The 19653-nt window shown below is 49.6% G+C and carries 20 protein-coding genes and 1 riboswitch; of the genes, 8 read left to right on the forward strand and 12 right to left on the reverse strand.

Annotated elements, in window-relative coordinates:
- Positions 1-19 precede the first annotated feature (19 nt).
- Positions 20-943: a 2-dehydropantoate 2-reductase gene (locus NH568_RS13620; RefSeq protein WP_253048141.1), complete on the reverse strand. Its 924-nt coding sequence runs from the start codon at positions 941-943 to the stop codon at positions 20-22.
- Positions 936-1289 carry a VanZ family protein gene (locus tag NH568_RS13625; protein ID WP_253048143.1) on the reverse strand — a complete coding sequence of 118 codons (354 nt, stop codon included), beginning with the start codon at positions 1287-1289 and terminating at the stop codon, positions 936-938. Before NH568_RS13625 ends, NH568_RS13620 begins: the two co-directional genes overlap by 8 nt.
- A gap of 169 nt (positions 1290-1458) precedes the next feature.
- Between NH568_RS13625 and NH568_RS13630 the strand changes: the two genes are divergently transcribed.
- Both NH568_RS13630 and NH568_RS13635 read left to right on the forward strand, forming a co-directional pair.
- Complete coding sequence (locus NH568_RS13630; RefSeq protein ID WP_253048145.1) at positions 1459-1941, forward strand: YajQ family cyclic di-GMP-binding protein; 483 nt, start codon at positions 1459-1461, stop codon at positions 1939-1941.
- A 95-nt stretch (positions 1942-2036) separates the two neighbouring features.
- A riboswitch (cobalamin riboswitch) is annotated at positions 2037-2225 on the forward strand.
- A gap of 37 nt (positions 2226-2262) precedes the next feature.
- A complete protein-coding gene (locus NH568_RS13635; protein ID WP_253048147.1) occupies positions 2263-4137 on the forward strand; it encodes a TonB-dependent receptor in 1875 nt (624 codons plus the stop codon).
- A 52-nt stretch (positions 4138-4189) separates the two neighbouring features.
- On the opposite strand, the gene msrA is transcribed toward NH568_RS13635, so the two are convergent.
- The 3 genes from msrA to NH568_RS13650 are packed head-to-tail and all read right to left on the reverse strand — an operon-like array spanning position 4190 to position 8886.
- On the reverse strand, positions 4190-4723 hold the full coding sequence (gene msrA / locus NH568_RS13640) for a peptide-methionine (S)-S-oxide reductase MsrA (protein WP_253048149.1): 534 nt from the start codon (positions 4721-4723) through the stop codon (positions 4190-4192).
- Positions 4723-7833 carry an efflux RND transporter permease subunit gene (locus NH568_RS13645; RefSeq protein WP_253048153.1) on the reverse strand — a complete coding sequence of 1037 codons (3111 nt, stop codon included), beginning with the start codon at positions 7831-7833 and terminating at the stop codon, positions 4723-4725. Before NH568_RS13645 ends, msrA begins: the two co-directional genes overlap by 1 nt.
- Positions 7834-7836: 3 nt before the next feature.
- Positions 7837-8886: an efflux RND transporter periplasmic adaptor subunit gene (locus NH568_RS13650; RefSeq protein ID WP_253048155.1), complete on the reverse strand. Its 1050-nt coding sequence runs from the start codon at positions 8884-8886 to the stop codon at positions 7837-7839.
- A 245-nt stretch (positions 8887-9131) separates the two neighbouring features.
- Here NH568_RS13650 and NH568_RS13655 point away from each other — a divergent pair, with 245 nt between their 5' ends.
- The 5 genes from NH568_RS13655 to NH568_RS13675 all read left to right on the forward strand — a co-directional run bounded on the left by NH568_RS13655 (position 9132) and on the right by NH568_RS13675 (position 13455).
- A complete protein-coding gene (locus NH568_RS13655; protein ID WP_253048157.1) occupies positions 9132-9848 on the forward strand; it encodes a DUF2982 domain-containing protein in 717 nt (238 codons plus the stop codon).
- 12 nt (positions 9849-9860) lie between these two features.
- On the forward strand, positions 9861-10193 hold the full coding sequence (locus NH568_RS13660; RefSeq protein ID WP_054014369.1) for a hypothetical protein: 333 nt from the start codon (positions 9861-9863) through the stop codon (positions 10191-10193).
- Positions 10194-10334: 141 nt separating this feature from the next.
- Positions 10335-12020, forward strand: coding sequence for a DUF1566 domain-containing protein (locus tag NH568_RS13665; RefSeq protein WP_253048159.1), 1686 nt, complete (start codon positions 10335-10337; stop codon positions 12018-12020).
- Complete coding sequence (locus tag NH568_RS13670; RefSeq protein ID WP_253048161.1) at positions 12020-12553, forward strand: DUF1566 domain-containing protein; 534 nt, start codon at positions 12020-12022, stop codon at positions 12551-12553. The genes NH568_RS13665 and NH568_RS13670 overlap by 1 nt, the downstream gene beginning before the upstream one ends.
- 176 nt (positions 12554-12729) lie before the next feature.
- Positions 12730-13455 carry a YggN family protein gene (locus NH568_RS13675; RefSeq protein ID WP_138549912.1) on the forward strand — a complete coding sequence of 242 codons (726 nt, stop codon included), beginning with the start codon at positions 12730-12732 and terminating at the stop codon, positions 13453-13455.
- Here NH568_RS13675 and NH568_RS13680 read toward each other — a convergent pair.
- From NH568_RS13680 to NH568_RS13710, 7 genes are read right to left on the reverse strand one after another with little or no spacing between them, the layout of a single operon-like run.
- A complete protein-coding gene (locus tag NH568_RS13680) occupies positions 13442-14284 on the reverse strand; it encodes an amidohydrolase family protein (RefSeq protein WP_253048162.1) in 843 nt (280 codons plus the stop codon). The genes NH568_RS13675 and NH568_RS13680 overlap by 14 nt on opposite strands.
- On the reverse strand, positions 14281-15009 hold the full coding sequence (locus NH568_RS13685; RefSeq protein WP_253048163.1) for an SDR family oxidoreductase: 729 nt from the start codon (positions 15007-15009) through the stop codon (positions 14281-14283). Before NH568_RS13685 ends, NH568_RS13680 begins: the two co-directional genes overlap by 4 nt.
- Before the next feature lie 9 nt (positions 15010-15018).
- Entirely contained in the window at positions 15019-15513 is a 495-nt protein-coding gene (locus NH568_RS13690) for a peptidylprolyl isomerase (RefSeq protein ID WP_253048164.1), read from the reverse strand.
- A 41-nt stretch (positions 15514-15554) separates the two neighbouring features.
- Complete coding sequence (locus NH568_RS13695) at positions 15555-17048, reverse strand: transglycosylase SLT domain-containing protein (protein ID WP_253048166.1); 1494 nt, start codon at positions 17046-17048, stop codon at positions 15555-15557.
- A 49-nt stretch (positions 17049-17097) separates the two neighbouring features.
- Positions 17098-18066 carry a hypothetical protein gene (locus NH568_RS13700; protein ID WP_253048168.1) on the reverse strand — a complete coding sequence of 323 codons (969 nt, stop codon included), beginning with the start codon at positions 18064-18066 and terminating at the stop codon, positions 17098-17100.
- Positions 18067-18354 carry a cell division protein ZapA gene (locus NH568_RS13705; protein ID WP_253048170.1) on the reverse strand — a complete coding sequence of 96 codons (288 nt, stop codon included), beginning with the start codon at positions 18352-18354 and terminating at the stop codon, positions 18067-18069.
- Positions 18354-18581, reverse strand: coding sequence for a DUF904 domain-containing protein (locus NH568_RS13710; protein WP_253048172.1), 228 nt, complete (start codon positions 18579-18581; stop codon positions 18354-18356). Before NH568_RS13710 ends, NH568_RS13705 begins: the two co-directional genes overlap by 1 nt.
- Before the next feature lie 222 nt (positions 18582-18803).
- Here NH568_RS13710 and rlmJ point away from each other — a divergent pair, with 222 nt between their 5' ends.
- On the forward strand, positions 18804-19640 hold the full coding sequence (gene rlmJ, locus NH568_RS13715; RefSeq protein ID WP_253048176.1) for a 23S rRNA (adenine(2030)-N(6))-methyltransferase RlmJ: 837 nt from the start codon (positions 18804-18806) through the stop codon (positions 19638-19640).
- Positions 19641-19653: the final 13 nt, after the last annotated feature.

Here is a 19653-nt window from a genome sequence, read left to right on the forward strand (position 1 = left end):
CTGAGCAAAGCGTTGATGCTCAGCCCAACTCTGCTTTGTTCTCAGCCGGATGCAACGCTCGCACACGGTTTAATAACGTCATATTGTGCGGCACGGATAGTCCATATTGCTTTGACTGCTCAACAATATAGCCACACATCGCGTCTACCTCAGTACGTCTTTGGTGTTTCACATCCTGTGCCATGGACGAAAAGTTGTCAGCAGTGAGCGTCATAACCTGATACGCCCGTTGTAGCTCTTCATGCAGTTGCAGAGGCACACCAATGTGGTTGGCAACGGCACACGCTTCACTGAGCACTCCCAAAATTTCCGACGCATAACAGGGCGCGCGCAGGCGACCATTTTTCTGTCCGGACAGGGCACTGAGCGGATTAATGGCCAGGTTAACACACAGCTTTTGCCAGCGTAGTAGCTGAATATCGTCGGACAATTGTGCGGGGGTAAAGTGAGGCTTTATCAGCGTATCAAACAGCGACGAAACTCGCTGTTGAGCCACCGGATTACAGGGACCAAAGACACTTAAACCCGGGCCGGTGAACGCGACGGTGTTAGCGTTAGGTTTCCAGCCCCCCATACTGGTGGACAGAAAAAACAGCCCCTGCTGAGCTGATAATTCAGCGGTAACAGGTTCAAGTGCCTGTATCCCGTTATGACTGAAAATAACGTTGGCATCCGGATTCAGGTGTGGTTTGAGCGTCGTAAATGCCGCGCTGAGTTGATACGATTTGACGGGCACGATGCACAAAGCAATGCGGATGTTGCGTTTTGCCAGCTCCTGCCAGCTCAGGCATTTGACCGCGAGAGGACGAGTACATTCGGCATGTTGAGCAAAAACGGTTTGTGTTGGCGATCTTGTGATCAGGGTAACGGAATGGGTTTTTGCCAGTCGCTCGGCCAGTAATAAACCGACTGCCCCTTTGCCGACAATGAATACTTCAGACATAGGGCTTTCCGGTTTTACGGCAATAAACCCAGTAAGCAAAAAAGTAACTTATGGCACCTGCGACATCAGCCATAAAGTCCCCCCACGAAGCTTGTCGGTAGGGTAAGGAGTCTTGCATCCACTCGATCCCTGCTCCGTAAAATGTAAGAAGCATCAGGTGAAACCAGATCCGAAAACGAAACGCATGATGAGAGAAAAACGCCAGGACAAAAAACACGCCAAAGTGTGCCACCTTATCTGCATGAGCGAATTTCACAATTTGACTGGCCTGAATTTCTTTAGCGAACAGAAACGTGCATACAGCCAGAGAGAGTAATAACAGGCATTGGTAGAGTCGGCGTGCCACAAATACTTCCAAATCATCAGGGATTAAAAGGCCAGTATATCATCGAAATCTGAAAATAGGATGAAGCAGGGACTGTCAGTTCCAAATTTGAAAACGAGCGCTGAGAGTGTGGTCGCGTCACAGCCTTTGGGTTGCTATAATCCGGAAAAACATTATCCAGGAGCTAGATATGCCTTCTTTTGACATTGTGTCTGAAATTGATATGACTGAAGCGAGAAACACGGTGGATAACGCGGATCGTGAACTGAGCACGCGTTTTGACTTTCGTGGTGTAGAAGCGTCGTTTGACCTGAAGGACGAAGTGATCACGTTAAAAAGTGAATCTGAGCAGCAAGTGATGCAATTATTCGACATGCTGGTAGGCAAAGCCGCAAAACGTGGTCTGGACGTGGCCAGCTTTGAGCTGAAAGACGTTGAAAAGTCGGGTAAGTATGTGTCACGTAAAGTGATGCTGAAACAGGGGATCGACAAAGAGATGGCGAAGAAAGTGGTTAAGGCCATTAAAGATTCTAAGATTAAGGTACAGGCGTCTATTCAGGGTGAAACCGTGCGTGTTACTGGCAAGAAGCGTGACGATCTGCAGGAAACCATGCAGCTGATCCGCGGTGCCGAACTTGGTCAGCCTTTCCAGTTTAAAAACTTCCGAGATTAACCTCTCAGCTTACCTTCTTACATCTGGCATGCTAAATATTACCAATACTTTAGCATGCTAGACGTCCATTGATTTTTGTTCTCAAATCTCCGACAATAGCGCCAACTTTTCAGGGTGTCAGATCAGGAGCCTGGAGTCTCTCAAAGATCTGAATAATCGGGAAGCTGGTGACTGCCTATGGAGTCGGTAATAGTCCAGCACTGCCCCCGCAACGGTGAACCTGTGACAGTCCCTCCGGCGGTTACAGGTAAGTCCGGAAACCGGCCCTGAAACACACTCAATAGTTGTAGTTCACGCGGTGGGCGTGGATCAGGGGAACTCATGTTTAAAAAATCTGCTTTAACCACAGCTCTGCTGGCTGTGTTACCTTTTTCTGCGCTTTGCGCACAAGACATTGAACATATTACGATTACGGCGAACAAGTTCGAACAAGCCAGTGTAGATACGCTGACGTCTGTGGCAGTGGTTGAGCGTGCAGAAATCGAACGAGCTAACGTACGTGACCTGCCGACATTGCTGAACAACCTCGCAGGTATCGATGTTGTACGCAGTGGTGGTTACGGCCAAAAAGCTAGTGTGTTTGTGCGTGGTGCGGCGACTAAATACACTTTAGTGTTGGTTGATGGCGTGCGTATTAGTGATGCAAACTCGGGTGACGTGTCTTTTACCAATATTCCGGTTAACAGTATTGAACGTGTCGAAGTCCTCAAGGGGGCGCGTGCCGCTATTCATGGTTCAGATGCGGTTGCTGGGGTGATCAACATTATTACCCGGGAACAGAAAGGGCATCAGCTGGCATTGAGCTCTGGCAGCCGCAACTATGGCGGCGCTCAACTGGCTGGGCAGTTTGAGGCAGATAAACTGACGGTCAATTATCATTTTGGCTATGAAACCACAGATGGTTACGACGTGACGGCCAAAGATCCGGCATTTCCTCGGACCAAAGAGCATGATCGTGACGGCTATGACAACACCAATATGGGTGTAAAACTGAATTATGATCTGGCTCAGTATGGGCAGCTTGCTTTGCATGCACAGCGCAGCGAAGGGGAGGCAGACTATGATTCCTCCTATGGCAACGATGCTTACGAGTTTGATAATTACACCACTAAACTTGTGTGGCAGAAACAATCGGATGTGTTGAGCCAGGAAGCGTCTGTTAGTCTGGCACAGGAGGAAAATACACAGTTCCTGTCTGTATTGCCTGATGACGGTACGCCACCCCCGCCAAATGACATTTACAGCACTAAGCGAGATGAAATTGAGTACCGTGCCCGTTATAAAATGACGCAGTCTCTGCAGTTGATGGGGGGCGTGAGCCGTCTGAATGAAGATTTGTCTTCATCGAGCGCTCAGTTCTCGATTGCTGAGCGAGATAACACGGCTGTGTTTGCGGCCGCGTTTTACGATCAAGGTCGCTGGTTGCTGAACGCCGTCGCACGCAGTGATGATTATGAGCACCATGGTCGCGCAAATACGTATACCGCTGACCTTGGCTTCAGAGCGTCGGATATCGTTACTTTTCGGGTTAACCATGGCACCGCATTTCGCGCGCCCAGCCTGACGAATGCGTTTGTCAAAGACAGCCCCTGGTACTTACCAAATAGCGAAATCAAACCGGAAGAGGGTACTTATAATGAAGTAGGTGTGACGGTAGATACCGCCAATGTGCGCTATGATGTGGCCATTTTTGACAATCGTATCGATAACCTGATCAGCAATGAATTTGATGCACAAACCAGCAAGTATATTCCCGCCAATGTGGGTCGTGCACAGATGAAAGGCATTGAGCTGAGTGCACAATTCTCAGCATTGGGTCTGGAACATGCAGCTAACCTGACCTTAATGGATGCCAGAGACCAGGAAAAGCGTGAAGATTTACCTCGCCGTCCTGGTAAAGCGTTCAACTATGTCCTGTCTAAGCAGTGGGATAAACTAGATGTGAGACTGGCTATGCAGTACCGCGATAAGCGTCCGTCGATCAGCTACTTTGATACCGACCTGCCGTCGTATACGGTATTTAATCTGAGTGCCAATTACCAGTTGCTTGAACCGATTGCACTTACAATGAGGGTGGAAAACCTGACTGATAAAACATACTTCAACTCAGTTGCCGGTAAAACGCCAGATGGGGCTTTACTGCCTTATCAGCCGCCAGGCCGTCAGGTTTACGTGGGTGCTCGCGTGACTTTCTAAACGTCAGTTAAAAGGAGGCATTAGCCTCCTTTTTTGATCTAAAGGGCGGATTTCATTCGTCCAGGTATGTGGCAAACTTCTCAGCGAATGCGGCTAATTTAGGCGCTATCATCACGCTACAGTAACCCTGATTAGGGTTATTGGTATAGTAATCCTGATGATACTGCTCAGCAGGATAAAAGTGTGTTTTGCCTGACACTTCGGTCACTATGGGCGCGCCCATAGTGGGCGCTAACGCATCAATATAGCGCTGAGTTAACGTTTGCTGCTCTTCACTATGATAAAACACCACGCTGCGGTATTGAGTACCTATGTCATTGCCCTGACGGTTTAGCTGGGTGGGGTCATGCAGCGCAAAAAACATCTCCAGCAGCACAGAAAAGTCTACCTGCTGGGGATCAAAGGTGAGCTGAACGACTTCAGCATGGCCGCTTCGACCGGTGCAGATCTGCTCATAAGTCGGATTGTCGGTATGACCGCCGGCATAACCAGAGGCTACTTGCGTGACACCCCGGACTCTGCGAAAGGCGGCATCAATACACCAAAAACAGCCGCCACCAAATGTGGCAATTTGCTGGCTCATCATTAAATCTCCCGTTCCTGTTGTGTTTGCGGGTGGGCGTCATGCTGTTCCAGCAGCTTGTCGCTGGTTGCCTGTGGTGACTGAGTGCGGCGTGCCAGCATGCTGTACGCACAGGGGATCACAAACAGCGTTAAGATGGTCGCAACACTCACCCCGGCAAACACGACCACCCCGATCACCATACGGCTTTCAGAGCCCGGGCCTGAAGCCAGCACCAGCGGAATGGCACTCATCACTGTGGTCAGTGAGGTCATGATTATGGGTCTGAGACGTTGCACCGCAGCATCGATGATTGCTTGTTCGAATGCTACACCTTTGTCTCTGAGCTGGTTGGCAAACTCAACAATCAGAATACCATTTTTAGCGCTGAGTCCAATCAGCATCACTATCCCGATTTGGCTATAGATGTTCAGCGAGCTGTCGGTGGCGTACAGGCCAAACATAGCACCGACCAGGCCCAGTGGTACCGTCAGCATGATCACCAGTGGGTGAACAAAGCTTTCAAATTGTGCGGCCAGTACCAGGAAAGTCACGGTCAGAGCCAAAATAAAGACGTAGGTCATGGCCGACGCGCCTTCATAAAACAGCTGAGATTCGCCTTTGTAGTCGACGGCCCCGTCAATGTCATTTTCTTCCGCTGCAACCTGGTTCAGGAAATCCAGTGCCTGTTCCAGTGTATAACCTGGTGCCAGGTTTGCAGTAATTGTAATGGCTCGCATTCGATTATAGCGATTTAACCGTGAAGCCGTGGCCTCTTCGCGAATAGTGATCAGGCTGTCCAGCGGCACTAGTTGATCGCTGCGAGAAGTGACATAAATGTCGGCGATGTCGTGTGGTGCACTAAAGTCTGCTTTGGTCCCTTTGAGGATCACATCATACTCTTCACCGCGGTCAATAAAGGTCGTAACACGACGCTGGCCCAGCATGGTTTCTAAGGTGCGGCCAATGTCGCTGACCGAGACGCCCAGATCGGCGGCCTTGAGTTTGTCTATGCTGATCAAAAACTGTGGGAAAGTTTCTTTATAGTCGTGGTCGAGTCTGACCAGCCCCTGATTCGTGCGGGCACGGTTGAGAATACGATCACGCCAGTCTACCAGTTCGTCATAGTCATTCCCCTGCAGAACGAACTCGATAGGGCGGGACTGACCCCCTCCACCTATGCCCCGGCGCATAATGGCAAAGGCACGCACATCGGTGACTTCACGCATCTGGCCACTGATCTCACCCATCACTTCCCAGGTTGAGCGTTTACGTTCGTCCCAGTCAGGCATACCGACAATAGCCACACCACCTCGGCCTCCCCAGCCAGGCACACGCACCAGAACACGGCTCAGTTCTTCATTTTCGACATACGGCAGCAGGCGCTGTTCAATCTCGGCCATATTAGCGGCATTATTTTCATAGCTGGCGCCTTCAGGGCCATTCATCATAATGAAAAAAGTCCCCCGGTCTTCTTTTGGGGTCAGTTCTGATGGGATCTGCTGGAACAAGGCGTAGCTTGCAAAGCCAGCCAGTGCGAGTGTCAGCATCAAGCTGTAACGTCGAGTGATGTTGTCGCTGATCACATTACGGTAGGCAGACTCCAGGCGACCAAATTGGTTGTCCATCCACTGAGAAAACTTACTTTCTTTATTGCTGGCTTTGAGTACTTTAGAGCACAAAGCGGGCGACAGGGTAAGTGCCGTAATGCTAGAGAAGATCACGGCCGCACTGACTGCCAAAGCAAACTCGGTAAATAGGGCACCGATGCGCCCTTCCATAAACACCAGAGGGACGAAAACGGCAACCAGCACTAAGGTGGTGGCGATGATGGCAAAGCCCACTTCTCGTGCTCCGCGATAGGCTGCCAGCAATCTGGGTTCGCCCAGTTCGATACGACGGTGGATGTTTTCCAGCATCACGATTGCGTCATCTACCACCAGGCCGATGGCGAGCACCAGCGCCAGTAGTGTCAGAAGATTAATGGAGTAACCCATAGCAAACAAGAAGGTAAAAGTGGCAATCAACGCGATGGGTACCGTGATTGCGGGTATCAGGGTGGCGCGGATGTTACCTAAAAACAGGAATATCACTAAGACTACCAGTCCCATGGCGATGGCCAGTGTGCGATACACTTCAATAATGGATTCGCGAATAAACACGGAGGAATCGTAACTGTCCTGAATGGTAGTGCCCTCTGGCAGGTTACGTTTGATTTTCTCCAGTTCTTTACGGGCATTGTCGACGACATCCAGTGTATTGGCTTTGGCTTGTTTAACAATCCCCAGACCTATCATGTTTTTACCGTTACCGCGGAAAGTACTTTCAACATCTGCTGCTTCCAGGCGGACGTCAGCGACTTCGCCAAGCCGCACCAGGTAACCCTGAGCGCCGCGTTTAATCACCAGATTATTAAAGTCTTCCTGGGTTTTGTAGCTGCGGGCGATACGTACGGCAAAGTCGCGGTCCAGCGATTCAATTTCACCAGCTGGCAGCTCGACGTTCTCGTTGCGTAGTACACGTTCAATGTCGCTGGCGGTGATATCTCGGGCTGCCATTGCGCGACGATCCAACCAGATCTTCATGGCATATTTACGTTCGCCACCGATGCGTACGTTTGACACACCATCCACCACCGCCAATCTGTCGACGATAAAGCGCTGGGCATAGTCGGATAGTTGCAGCGTATCCATAGTTTCGCTGTTCAGCACGAACCAGGCTATGGGGCTTTCATCACTGTTAGACTTGGAAACCTCAGGTGGACGAACCTGCTCAGGCAGCCGGTCCAGCGCCCTTGATACCCGCTCTCGCACATCATTGGCGGCGGCATCAATATTCCGATCAATGTTGAATTCAATGGTGATGTTTGAACGACCATTACGACTGGAAGAGGTGATGCTTTTGATCCCTTCAATACCTGAGATACGGTTTTCCAGCACCTGAGTGATTTTGGTTTCTACGACCTCTGCAGACGCACCGGTATAATCGGTACTAACACTGACAATTGGTGTTTCGATGTCTGGGTACTCGCGCAGTGGCAGCATAGTGAAAGCAACCAAGCCAAAGGTCAGCAGTAATAAGTTAATGACAATGGCAAAAACCGGCCGTTTTACGGCTGTATCTGTGATCCGCACGTTTTACCCCTTAACCACAACGGTGCTGCCATTACGAATCTTGGTGGTGCCTTCAGTGATGATCTGCTGACCTGCAGACAATCCATCAACAGCAACCCAGCCCTGGAAGCGAGACAGGACATTAACCTGTTGTTGTTTTGCCTTGCCGTCGTTAATGGTGAAGACAAAGTGTTTATCCTGTCTCGGGATCAGGCTTTTTTCCGGCACCATCAGGGCGTTTAACTCGCCCAAAAAGAGCGAGACATGCAACAACATACCGGGTCTGAGTAAATCTTTTGGATTGTCGAAGCTGGCTGTCACGCGAATGCTGCGGGTTGCATCATCAATGCGTGGGTCGATATGTGTAATGATGCCCTCAAATGTGCTCTCTGGGTAGGCATCGCTGGATACAGCTGCGCGCATGTTAAGTTTAAGCTGAGCAAGGTATTTTTCAGGTACCTGGAAGTCAACTTTGATGATGCTGATATCGTCCAGAGTGGTCAGTACACTGTTGTTATTGACGAAGCTGCCCACCGATACCAGACGCTGACCCAGTATACCGTCAAAGGGCGCATAGATGGCCATTTCTGCCAGCTTTGTTCGAGCCGTTTGTAACTGAATTTCCAGCGCATCGACAACGGCATGTTGACTGTCCAACTGTGAACGAGCAGCGGACTGAGTTTTTGACAATTCAGTTAAGCGTTTGAGCTGACGGCGTTCTTCTTTAAGATTGACCTCTAACTCTTGCACTGCTAGCTGCTCTTTCAAATCTTGCAGTTGGGCGAGTTTATCACCTTGTTTTACCCTGTCCCCATCATCGAAGTATAACGCACTGATATAATCGCTTTGTGCACTGGTGATGTTCAGAGCATGATTCGCACGGGCTGAGCCAATCGCGTTAATGGTAATGTCTCGGCTTTGCTGATCGACCGTCACCGCGGCAACCTGAGTCGGGGCGCCGGAAAATGATTTGCTTTTGCCATTGCTGGCAGGTAAATAGAGATAGCCGCAAAGTGCAATAAGCACTAAAATTATAAAAGGAAAGAGGGCTTTACCCGATTGACTGGCGCGCATAATTGATTCTCGTTGACTGCGGGGCTTTAGTGTACAAAAATTCCAAATAGAGCATATTGTCGAACGTCCTGTATATTTGTGCGTTAAACGAAAAGCGAGCAATATGGCCCACGGTATGTTGAACTTTGTACCCAAAAATTAAGGCATTATGAAAAAAAAGAAACCATGCCCGAGGTGTATGAAAATACGTAAAATGGTGTTCTGGGGGATCATTATGTACGGTTTTTATTTGTGGTTTTATAGTTATGGTTGAACCCGTCAGATTACGTGCGCTGGCCAATCGCCACAGCATTGAGTTTATGCTGGTTGGTGCAATAGCGCTGGTTATTATCATGGTCTTTGTTACCTTACGGGCAACGCCAATCAGTTTGCTTGAAATTGCACTGGCAAGCGCCGCGATAGTTGCGATTATGCTTGGCTTTTTAAAAAGTCAGCAGCCTTATTATAGTATCGAAATGAGTCCGCAGCGGCTTGTCTATTATCATAAGTTTGGTGAATTCTTGCTCGAGCATCATAATTTTCACTCAAGTGGCGTGCCAAGTGTCACTCAAGGAGTTGAAACGCTTGAGTTAAATGTTGTAGGTATTAAACTAAAGGATATCGATGTATTTTTATCCGACCTGACACCCAGGTTGGCTGGAAAATTACTGATAGAACAGCGGAATATTTTTTTACAAGCTGTTAAAATACATTGCAGTAATGGCAATTGCCCATCAGAATGGCTGATCGAAGAGGCGAATTACACCTCTCCAAGTGGACAAGCATATTCTGGATTAATGGCGATGTTCGCAAATCGGATGCAGAACTTTAAAACGCTGACAGGCTACGACTTGATGTTGCCTGCTAACGTACTCGACAGGGATATCTGGCAATTTGCCACTGTCATGAATCGTTGGAAGTTATCACCCGAAGAGGTGGTCAAAAACTTGCATAGTGAGTTGGCTACCTCAGCAATGAAGTAACAGGATAAATACATGAGCTTTGAGAAAGCTTTTATTAAAAGTGGTCGCAACACCATTATCCATAAAGAGAAAAAGCTCGATTTAGTTGTCGTGAATGGAGAAAATCACCCAAAGATTAAGGTGACTCCGACCGGTTTAGTGCCGTTCAAAGAAGAACTGCCAAGAAACCGTCGCGAAGCCAAAGAGCGTTACTTAGAGGTAGTTCACGTGGCCAGCGTGGATGTGTTTGGTGAAGTAAAGAGACTGTTGTTTATTCAGGCGCTTGACGGGCGTGAGTACAAGGTAGATTACAGCAAAATAGGCACTAAGTTATTTGTTCGGATCCACCAGGATAGTTACCTCTAAGCTTTTCAACGTACACCACACTTGCATGCAGAGCAGGGGATGACCTTGCCTGCAGTGCACCATCCCCTGGTTTTGGTACAATCGTCCGTTGGCAGCACTGACATGCTGCACAATGAATAAGTCACGTTTTAGGGAGTTACCATGCTGAAGAAGTCAGTATTGGCTCTGGGGTTTGCGAGTGTGTTAAGCGCATGCGGTGGCGGCTCCGGTGGTGATGAAAGCCCGAATATCAGCGTCAGTGTGAACGCGGGTTTAGATATCACCGTCAATGAAAAAATCGAATTTACACTCAAAGCGCTGGGTTCTCCTTCCGGTGGTGTGTTTAGCTGGCAGGTGATTTCAGGCCCGGACATTGAGGGTTTTCCGCAAGAAGGTGAGGAGCTGACAGTGACCGCACCGGATGTTAAAGGAAATAGCCCGGTTGAACTTAAAGTCAGTTACACAGCACCGGATGGCACCTCGGCCAGCGATACTGTGATTGTCACAGTCTTGTCCGTTAATTTAGATCCTAAAGCTCAAATAACGCAAACCGCACCAGAAAGCGGGACTTCCAAATATGCTGATACCATCACCCTGTCGGGCGTGGACTCCAGTGACCGGGATGAAAATGGTAGCATAGTAGCCTATCAGTGGAAGATGCTAGATGGGCCCAGTACCATTACCACCGAGCGCACCGATCAGGCCACTCTGAGTTTTGTACATCCCTTGCTGGCCTCGCCAAGCTCGGTCATCTGGGAACTCACCGTGACCGACGACGAAGGGGGGACCGGTGCCACAACGAAGCGGCTTTCATTGTTGGCAAATGATCAATTGGTACTGGCCAATGCGGGGAGCGACCAGCAAGTTCAGGAGCTCGACACGGTAACCCTGGATGCCAGCAGCAGTGTCACGGTTGATGGTCAGTTTTCCTGTATGTGGGAGCAGGTAAGTAATGGCAGTGCTGTCACCCTTGCAGATGAGCGAGCGTGTAAAACCACCTTTATGGCGCCGCTTAAAAGCGGTAATCAGGCCACTTCGATAGACTTTAAAGTGACGCTGACCGACAGCGCACAGCGTACCGGTACAGACACCGTAAACGTAGAGATCCTGCCTAAGCCGCTTGGCAACCTAAATGATACCGGCACCACTTTATGCTACAACAACACAGCACAGATCAGTTGTGGCAATAGTGATTTTCCGGGGCAGGACGCTGAGCTTGGACGGGATGCCGTGGTGCAGTTTATCCCTAAAAGTGGTCAGGGCAACCAGGCTTTTGACTTTACGAAGTTTAGTGAGGAATTTGAACCGCTACCAAATAGTGAAGACAGCTTTGCTTGTGTATTGGACAATGTCACGGGGTTGATCTGGGAGGTCAAAGAAGCGACCGCGGGGAGCTTGCCCAACACCAGTGTGCGTAACGCACAAAACCACTACACCTGGTTCCTGGCGGGCAAAGCGAATGTCACACCAGGCGCACCCAACTCGACTTGCCCGCAGGATGATTATTGCGGTGTACAAGCCCTGATCGACGCGGTGAATGAAGCCAGTTTCTGTGGCGGTAATAACTGGCGTCTGCCGACTTATATGGAGCTGGCAAATTTGCTCGATCACAACAGCAGTAGTGACTATTTGCTTGACCCCACTTACTTCCCCAATGTGCCGGATCAGGCATTGCTGGGGCACCAGTACTATTGGACTACTCAGACGAGTGTGGACGGGACTGACGGAAAAGATGCAAACCTGGTTCGGGCTTTGGTTATTGACATGAAAACCGGCAACGACGTGACACGCAATAAGTCGCAAACCGCTTATGTCAGACTGGTGCGTCGCTACGGGGAGGAAGACTAATGAGAGCATTGATCTTAACCGCAATCGCGTCTGCCAGCTTTAGCTATAGCGCGCTTGCTTCACAAATTTGTGCGTCAGCAGCTTTGGTACCTGACACCACGCCAAAGGCACAGTTTGAAATAAAAGACGATGGTACCGTCTGTGATAAGCAAACTAACCTGATGTGGCAGCGCTGTTCATTCGGTCAGATTTACAATAGTGACAGTGGCAGCTGCGATAATGTTGCACAAGAGCTGAGCTGGCAACAGGCACTACAAACTGCCAACGCGCAGGAATTTGCCGGTTACAGCGACTGGCACCTGCCCAATGTGAAGGAGTTGGCCAGCATTGTAGAGCATCGCTGCGTCAAGCCCGCTATTAACGAGGAAGTTTTTCTCGCAACCCTGGAGAAAAACTACTGGTCCAGTACCACAGTGGAAGGTACGCCAGGCAATGCCTGGCTGTTCTCTTTTGGCGATGGTAAAGTGAGCAATGTGTTTAGTAAGAACTCCACCGCTTATGTCAGGCTGGTTCGCTACGCATTCTGCGAGTAGCACAGACGTTCATTGAGGCACATTTGGTGCCGTTAGGCGCAAAAATTGGCCAGTCCCGCCGCAAACAGGTGGGTTGGCCTCACTAAATTTGCTACGCTCACATTATCTTAAGGTGGAGGTAGCACGTGTTCTGTGTACGCATTTTACAATTCTTATTTATATCCGCTTTATGGCTAATGCCGGCGCTTTCTCAGGCGGCAGGTAAATGTGATGTCGAACTGGGCCATGGCTTGATCATCACAGATTCGGTCATTCGCATCGTCGATAAAAATCAGACCCGGGTGCAGATCAACAATGATAATCAGCTGCTTATCAAAGGTAAATGGATCCAGCTTAGTGATCAGGACACTCTGCTGCTGAATGAATATGCACTTGGGATCCGCGACACTGTTCCTGAACTGGTTAATCTGGCGACAGACGGTGTCAATCTTGGCTTGAGCGCCATAGAGCAGGTCGTAGAGGGCATGTCTGACAACGATCCGGAAGTGCTGAAAACCCAGCTGCAATATGTTGAGCGCGCATTGATGGATAAGTTTAAGCGTGGTGAAGACTTCTATTTTATCGCGCCGCAGTCCCTCTCTAAGATTGATGACTTTTTTACCAAGGAGATCAGCGAGCGGATCCATTCCGCTGTACATGGATCTTTGGGGGCGATACTGGTGTCTGTCGGGGACGCGTTTAAAGCCAGAGAAGGCAATATTGAAGATCGTTTCAGCGACATGGGCCAGCGCATGGAAATTATATCCAGTGAAATCGACAAGTCGCTTAAGAAGAAGGCCTATCAATTGGAAGAAAAGGCAGATGAATACTGTGAATGTCTTAACGCCTTAGACAAAACAGAGACCCGGCTACAAAGCATAGTCCCGAGTCTGGCCGAATACGATCTCGTTAAGATCCGTTAAACCCATACCAATTTTTGGCATTGGCGTAGCTGAGCTGATGCCAGAGTGCATCGTCGTGCCGGCACAGGGCTAAATACTGTTGCCAGACACCCTGGTAATCATGTCTGATCAGGCACACCGGGTGGTTAGAGGCAAACATGACTCGCTCCGTGCCAAATAAGTCCAGTAAGCTGGTGAGTTGGTCCTGTAAAGGCAAAGGGCTTGCCAGCAATTCATGCCCTGAAAATTTGATAGCGCAATGAGGGAGTGCTGCCAGTAAGGCCGCATTTTCCAGCCAGCTGTCTGCCTGACCCACCAGCCCGCTATGATTGAGCATAATACGTAAATTTGGTAGCTGGCGTGCAATGTTACACAGGTGCGTCACCACATTATGCTGAGTGAGCTCAAACTGGGCCTCAAAGTGCAGTCCATTTTCACTCAGCAAGGCAAGATTATCGGCAACCTGGGGGGGGAGCAGGCGTGCTGCATCCTGGCCCTCAGTGATGTCGCGTATTGCTACCAAACTGGGGTGTTTTAGTGCTTCCAGCTGACGACGAAACTGTGCCGCTGGGGCGTCGATTTGTGCATAACTAACTGCTTTATAACGTGTGGCCGGAAGTAGCTGTGCCAGCCAGTCCAGCTCGCGTTGTGGTTGCTCGTTGTCAAACCCCGCCTCAATGTGGACGCACCCTTCAAGAGAAAAGTCACTCAGACTGAAGAGCGCATCGGGCAGGTGGTCCTGCCTGATCAGGTCTAGATTAGGCCAACCAGGCGGGTTATGTTTCAGCCAGTGATATTGACCCTGCCGGAGTGAGAAAAAGTGAAGGTGCGGGTCAATAATTTTGTTCATCGTGCTGTATATCCACCGTCTATGGTTTGCAAACTGCCGGTAATAAAGCTGGCATCGGGACTTACTAAAAATGCCACCAGGGCTGCCACTTCATTTGCCTGGCCTAATCGGCCCAATGGCTGGAGCGCCGCTTCTTCAGCGACAATAGCCTGCTTATCGGCACCGCTTTTTTCACAGTATCGATCGATAGCCTGATGAAACAAAGGTGTCTCTATGGTGCCCGGGCACACCGCATTTGCGCGAATATTATAGCCCGCATAATCCAGTGCTGTGGTCTTGGCCATGGAGGCCAGTGCAGCCTTGGTCAGGTTATAAGCAAACGAGTTAGGCTTGCCTACTAAAGCCTGATCAGAGGAGATCAGGACAATACTGCCATCATTTTGCGCTTTCATGGTTGGCAGCACAGCCTGAATGGCGCTGTAGGCTCCTTTGACATTGAGGGCAAAAAGCTGATCCAGGGTATGTTCATCGGTGTCTTCTATGGTGGCGCTGAGGTGTTTACCTGCGTTAGACACCAGTGCATCAACACGTCCTGTAGTGGCAATGATGTCTGCGATGGTATCGTGCACTGCGCTTACATCACTGACGTCACAGTGGCGATATTCTCCATGTGATGCAGTTTGAATGTCCAAATTGAACACCTGATAGCCCTGAATTAGCAGACGTTCGGCAATGGCTTTACCAATGCCGACGCTGCCACCGGTTACAATGGCAACTTTTTGCATGTGTTTTCCTTAATGGTTGTGGCCGCAGCCACCTTCAGCGTGTACGTGGCCATGCGCCACTTCATCCGCTGTGGCTTCGCGCACAGACAAGATCTCGATGTCAAAGGTCAGTGTTTTGCCTGCAAAAGGATGGTTAAGATCGCAATCTGCGTTGAAACGGCCTACTTTAATGATCTGTACCTGGTGGCGGCCTTGGTTAGATTCAACAATAGCTGTCATACCTGGTTTCCAGACTTTAGCGTTGCCCAGACCCTGCAAGTGTTTAATTGGGATGCGCTGAGTCAGGCCTTCCTGATACTCACCGTAGGCATCCTTTGGTTCCAGAGTCAGGGTCAGTTTATCGCCTGCCGCTTTGCCCTCTAATCCAGCTTCCAGGCCTGGCAACATACCTTCGGCACCGTGCAGGTATACCAGTGCGTCCTGATTGGTGCTGGTTTCCAGCTGCTCACCGGCTTCGCTCAGGGTGTAGTGGAACTCAACCACAGTATTTTTTGCGATCTGCATAGTAATCTCTTCATTTTCGTAGTGTTGTAGTGTCAGGCATTCTACGGATCGCTTTTCGGCTTGACCAGTGTTTTTAGTTCATCGAGGTAATCTTTGCCGCTCCCTGTACCTACGTTAGGCTGAGGCGTTGCAGGGGCTTCTACTGGCAAGTGAAGGATCAGCGTATCGCCAGGGGATAGCAGGCTTTGCGTTGTGAGTTGATTCCAGTCGAGCAAATCTTTCATCGGCACCTGGTATTGGCGGCTGAGGGCCCAAAGAGAATCTCCTTCCTGAATCACATGGTGTTTTTCATAGGTTGCGACTTTAGCTGGCCGTTGTTGCTGTAAATAGGGGCTGATCTCATAATCCACTGTGAGGTCGTCTTTGGCATGAGCGCGGTGGATCAGCAGTGTTTCACCAACCCGAATAAGATCCCGGGTTTTATTGTTGAGCTGTTTTAACTGCGCAACGCTGGTGTTATGTCGTCTGGCGATACCGTACAGGGTGTCATTGAGTCTTACCTGATAGTGCGTGCTGAACTGACGGCGGTAGAAGTCGGTGGCGAACAGCTGCTGTTGATCCATAGGTAATAGTACTTTAAATGGCCCGTCAGCCGGACTCTGATGACGTAAATATCCAGGGTTGAGCTGATGTAGTTGCTGCTTATCAATGTCGAGTAATGCAGCCAAAATACCAAAGTTAAACGCTTGCCCTACGTCTAACACGGTCGTTTGCGCTTCATTGGGTAAACTGGGACGTTTCAGGCCTGTTTCTGGATGCTGTAACAGGTAGCTCAAAGCCAGCAATTTTGGCACATAGTCGGCGGTTTCTCTGGGGAGTTTCAGGTGCCAGAAATGGCTGCTACGCTTGTGCTTTTGGTTGTATTTTATCGCAGCTTTGACTCGTCCTTCACCGGAATTATAGGCTGCCAGTGCATGTAACCAGTTACCATTAAACCTCTGTCGCAGATAATTTAAATAATCAAGTGCCGCATCGGTTGCGGCCAGTACATCCTGACGGCCGTCATACCAGTCATTGCTTTGCAGGCCAAAATGGTAGGCGGTTGCATCAACCAGTTGCCACACTCCGACGGCACCCTGAGAAGAGCGTGCCGTGGGCCGGAAATCACTTTCTACGAAGGGCAGCAGTGCCAATTCCATCGGCAGTTTGCGTTGTTCCACTTTTTTCACTATGTGGTAGAGATAAGGGGCAGCCCGTTCGTTCACGCTCAACAAGTAATTGGGTTGTGACAGATACCATTGAACCCGCTTCTGCAGGCGTGCATTGGGGGCAATATCAAAGCTGAGGTTTGCGGCGATATATTGCCAGAGCTCCTGATATTGCTGCGGCTGTTCAGTGATCACCGGCAAAGGTGCAGTGGCGCCCGATTGCTCAGCTTCGGGTGCTGGCAACTCCTCGCTGGGAAGGTTCAACGCCAGGTTGATATCCGCGGGGGTAGCATGACGTTCCGGGGAGCTGAGACATGCTGTCAGCATCACTGAGCACAAGACGATGACACCGCAGCGTAACGAACTAAGTACGCGCCACCAAGACATAGAAAAAACGGCCTGAATCTCTCATAAGGTCCACTATACTTGCTGGTGATTATTTATTCAAAGTCTTCTTGCGGGCCAGAACTTTGACAGCCTGAGAGAAATGCTGAGTCAATTGCATCTGGTTGTAGGGCAAGTCCTGATAAAGAGAAGAGAGTGTTTTGGGGAGACGGGTATCTTCCTGCGCAGCCTGTTGATGTGCCAGCGTTAAAAATGCGATTGGCACACTGAGTTGTCGGGCTTTGTAGGGCTTACCAAAAGCAGGCAAGACCCAGTCGAGTTGAGGGCTGTGCTGCAAGGCAAGCAGAGCAGAGTGCCAACTTGTGTTGCGGACATAGGGCAGCAGGTTTACGCTCTGTCCTGCGAATAAAGCGCCATGTTGCACACTGAATACGCTCAGGTCGTAGCCGCTTTGACCGTGAAACTGGCTGAGTTTTAATGTGACTCCACCCAGTTCCAAATCAGCTTGCGCTGTAGTCTCGTTCGTGACAGCCGTACTTTGCAACGTTTGCCAGCGGGCCAGCCGTTGTTTGGCCAGCGCCAGCCGTTGTGGCCATGCAGCTTGTTGTTCAGCAGATAACTTACTCAGTCTTTGCTCACTGAGCTCAATGCTTTTGGCAAAGTTATCGAGCTGTGTATCCAGTGCTACTCGCAGCGTATGATCTGTGAGCTGTGGCGCCTTTGGCAGGTGTACGCTGGCATTCGGAAATGCCTGTTTTAATAGTGCCAGCCCGGTGAGCTGGTGGGTCTCGCTGGTAGTGGCGATTAAATAACACAAAGGGGTGTTCAGGCGTTCTTTGAGTTGGTTAATCACCTGTTCCAGCGCCACAAAGTCTCCGTGGCTGTCTATCAGGGCGCTACAGTTTTTGCCCTGTATAAGCGCCATATTCGGTAAGATAAAGCGGGCTTTTGCTTGTGGTTCTATCAGGGTTATCTGAGAAGAAACCGTATGCCAGTTGGCTGCAAACGTTGTTGGCGCCAGCATCAGTGTGGTGAAGAATACACAGACCAGGCGAAGCACTTAAGCACGTTCCATCTGAGTACTGATACGTTGAGTCAGCTGTTGTAGCGTTTGTTCCACTTGCTGGGTATCACTTTGCAATGCCAGCAATTCATGACACAGGTGTAATGCAGCGAGCAACAAGGCATTGTGATCGCTGCGCACTGTATCGCGCTGACGCATTTCGTCGACCCGCCCGTTAAGCAGGCCTACGGCATCAATCAGTGCTTGTTGTTGTCCTGGCGTGCAGGAAAACTGGTGACTTTTTCCCAGCAGGGTGACGGTGACCTGTTCGGGCGATTCTGACATTAGCCTGCCTGACTAGCACTCTGCAGTTTTTCTAACAACCCACTCAGTGTAGAGCTGGTTTCTTTTTGCTTTTCTTCGCTTTCCAGTACTTCAAGCTGCAGCGTCTCATTTTCATCAATTAATTTGCTGTTTTGCTCTTTGAGTGTGTTTACCTGCTCAGCCAGAGTATTGTTTTGTGCAATAAGTTGATCAATCAGTTGCTCGAGTTGAGGGAGAATTTCTTTCATTTTAAATGCGCTCATTATCACTGTGATTATGTCATGCAAATGTAAAGCAAAGTGCGCTGCAAAGCTAGTGATTAGGGCAGGTTATGCTGATTTTTGTCTCGTTTTAAGCGATAATACCCAATACTAACAATTTTGTTCATTTATGGTTCAGCCGAAGCGCTTAGAAAGCGCGGCTTTATGCGCCAAAGAAATGGACAATGCCCACCTAATTAGGAGCGGATAATGCTCAGTTATCGACATTCATTTCATGCAGGTAACCCTGCCGATGTCATTAAACATTTGGTACTGGCTCAAGTGCTGGAATATATGACACGTAAAGATAAGCCTTTTGATTATATCGATACGCATTCTGGTGCCGGATTATTCGAATTGGCAGCCAAAGATGCGCAAAAGACACAAGAGTATCTGCTGGGCATTGCGAAATTGTGGCAGTATTCCGGCCAGGTGGGTGCGATTCAGGATTATGTTGAACTGGTTAAATCACTGAATAGCGACACTCTGGCCTATTATCCCGGCTCGCCCAAAGTGGCAGAGCAGTTTTTGCGTAAACAGGACAAAGGCTGGTTTTTTGAATTGCACCCACAGGATCTCAAGCTGCTGGAAAAAAATACAGGGCATAAGCGCTCTTTGCGGGTGAAAGGGGAAGATGGCTTTAAAGGCCTGATGGGACTGGTACCGCCACAATCTCGTCGCGCCTGTGTACTGATGGACCCACCCTATGAAATCAAGTCTGATTACGAGGTTGCGGCTCGCTCTATTATCAAGGCACACAAACGTTTTGCATCGGGGACCTATATGATCTGGTATCCGGTTGTGGATCGTGCGCGGATCGATCAGATGGAACAGACTCTGATTGAGTCCGGTGTGAGAAACATCCAGTTATTTGAATTGGCTACCGAGACGGATACCGAAGAGCGTGGCATGACAGCATCCGGTATGATTGTCATCAACCCGCCGTGGACACTCAAAGCGACCATGGATGAAGTCTTGCCTGAACTGGTGACGTGCTTATCCTCAGACTCCGGGTTTTTCCGCTGTGAACAGTTGGTGGCCGAGTAAGCTGATTTTGTGT

The organism is Pseudoalteromonas sp. XMcav2-N, assembly GCF_024124545.1.
Taxonomy (GTDB): domain Bacteria; phylum Pseudomonadota; class Gammaproteobacteria; order Enterobacterales; family Alteromonadaceae; genus Pseudoalteromonas.

Bases quoted from the DNA above. Each gene is read 5' to 3' on its own strand.
- NH568_RS13620 (WP_253048141.1), bottom strand. From the start codon at position 943: ATGTCTGAAGTATTCATTGTCGGCAAAGGGGCAGTCGGTTTATTACTG.
- NH568_RS13630 (WP_253048145.1), top strand. From the start codon at position 1,459: ATGCCTTCTTTTGACATTGTGTCTGAAATTGATATGACTGAAGCGAGA.
- NH568_RS13635 (WP_253048147.1), top strand. From the start codon at position 2,263: ATGTTTAAAAAATCTGCTTTAACCACAGCTCTGCTGGCTGTGTTACCT.
- msrA (WP_253048149.1), bottom strand. From the start codon at position 4,723: ATGATGAGCCAGCAAATTGCCACATTTGGTGGCGGCTGTTTTTGGTGT.
- NH568_RS13650 (WP_253048155.1), bottom strand. From the start codon at position 8,886: ATGCGCGCCAGTCAATCGGGTAAAGCCCTCTTTCCTTTTATAATTTTA.
- NH568_RS13655 (WP_253048157.1), top strand. From the start codon at position 9,132: ATGGTTGAACCCGTCAGATTACGTGCGCTGGCCAATCGCCACAGCATT.
- NH568_RS13660 (WP_054014369.1), top strand. From the start codon at position 9,861: ATGAGCTTTGAGAAAGCTTTTATTAAAAGTGGTCGCAACACCATTATC.
- NH568_RS13665 (WP_253048159.1), top strand. From the start codon at position 10,335: ATGCTGAAGAAGTCAGTATTGGCTCTGGGGTTTGCGAGTGTGTTAAGC.
- NH568_RS13670 (WP_253048161.1), top strand. From the start codon at position 12,020: ATGAGAGCATTGATCTTAACCGCAATCGCGTCTGCCAGCTTTAGCTAT.
- NH568_RS13675 (WP_138549912.1), top strand. From the start codon at position 12,730: ATGCCGGCGCTTTCTCAGGCGGCAGGTAAATGTGATGTCGAACTGGGC.
- NH568_RS13680 (WP_253048162.1), bottom strand. From the start codon at position 14,284: ATGAACAAAATTATTGACCCGCACCTTCACTTTTTCTCACTCCGGCAG.
- NH568_RS13685 (WP_253048163.1), bottom strand. From the start codon at position 15,009: ATGCAAAAAGTTGCCATTGTAACCGGTGGCAGCGTCGGCATTGGTAAA.
- NH568_RS13690 (WP_253048164.1), bottom strand. From the start codon at position 15,513: ATGCAGATCGCAAAAAATACTGTGGTTGAGTTCCACTACACCCTGAGC.
- NH568_RS13695 (WP_253048166.1), bottom strand. From the start codon at position 17,048: ATGTCTTGGTGGCGCGTACTTAGTTCGTTACGCTGCGGTGTCATCGTC.
- NH568_RS13705 (WP_253048170.1), bottom strand. From the start codon at position 18,354: ATGTCAGAATCGCCCGAACAGGTCACCGTCACCCTGCTGGGAAAAAGT.
- NH568_RS13710 (WP_253048172.1), bottom strand. From the start codon at position 18,581: ATGAAAGAAATTCTCCCTCAACTCGAGCAACTGATTGATCAACTTATT.
- rlmJ (WP_253048176.1), top strand. From the start codon at position 18,804: ATGCTCAGTTATCGACATTCATTTCATGCAGGTAACCCTGCCGATGTC.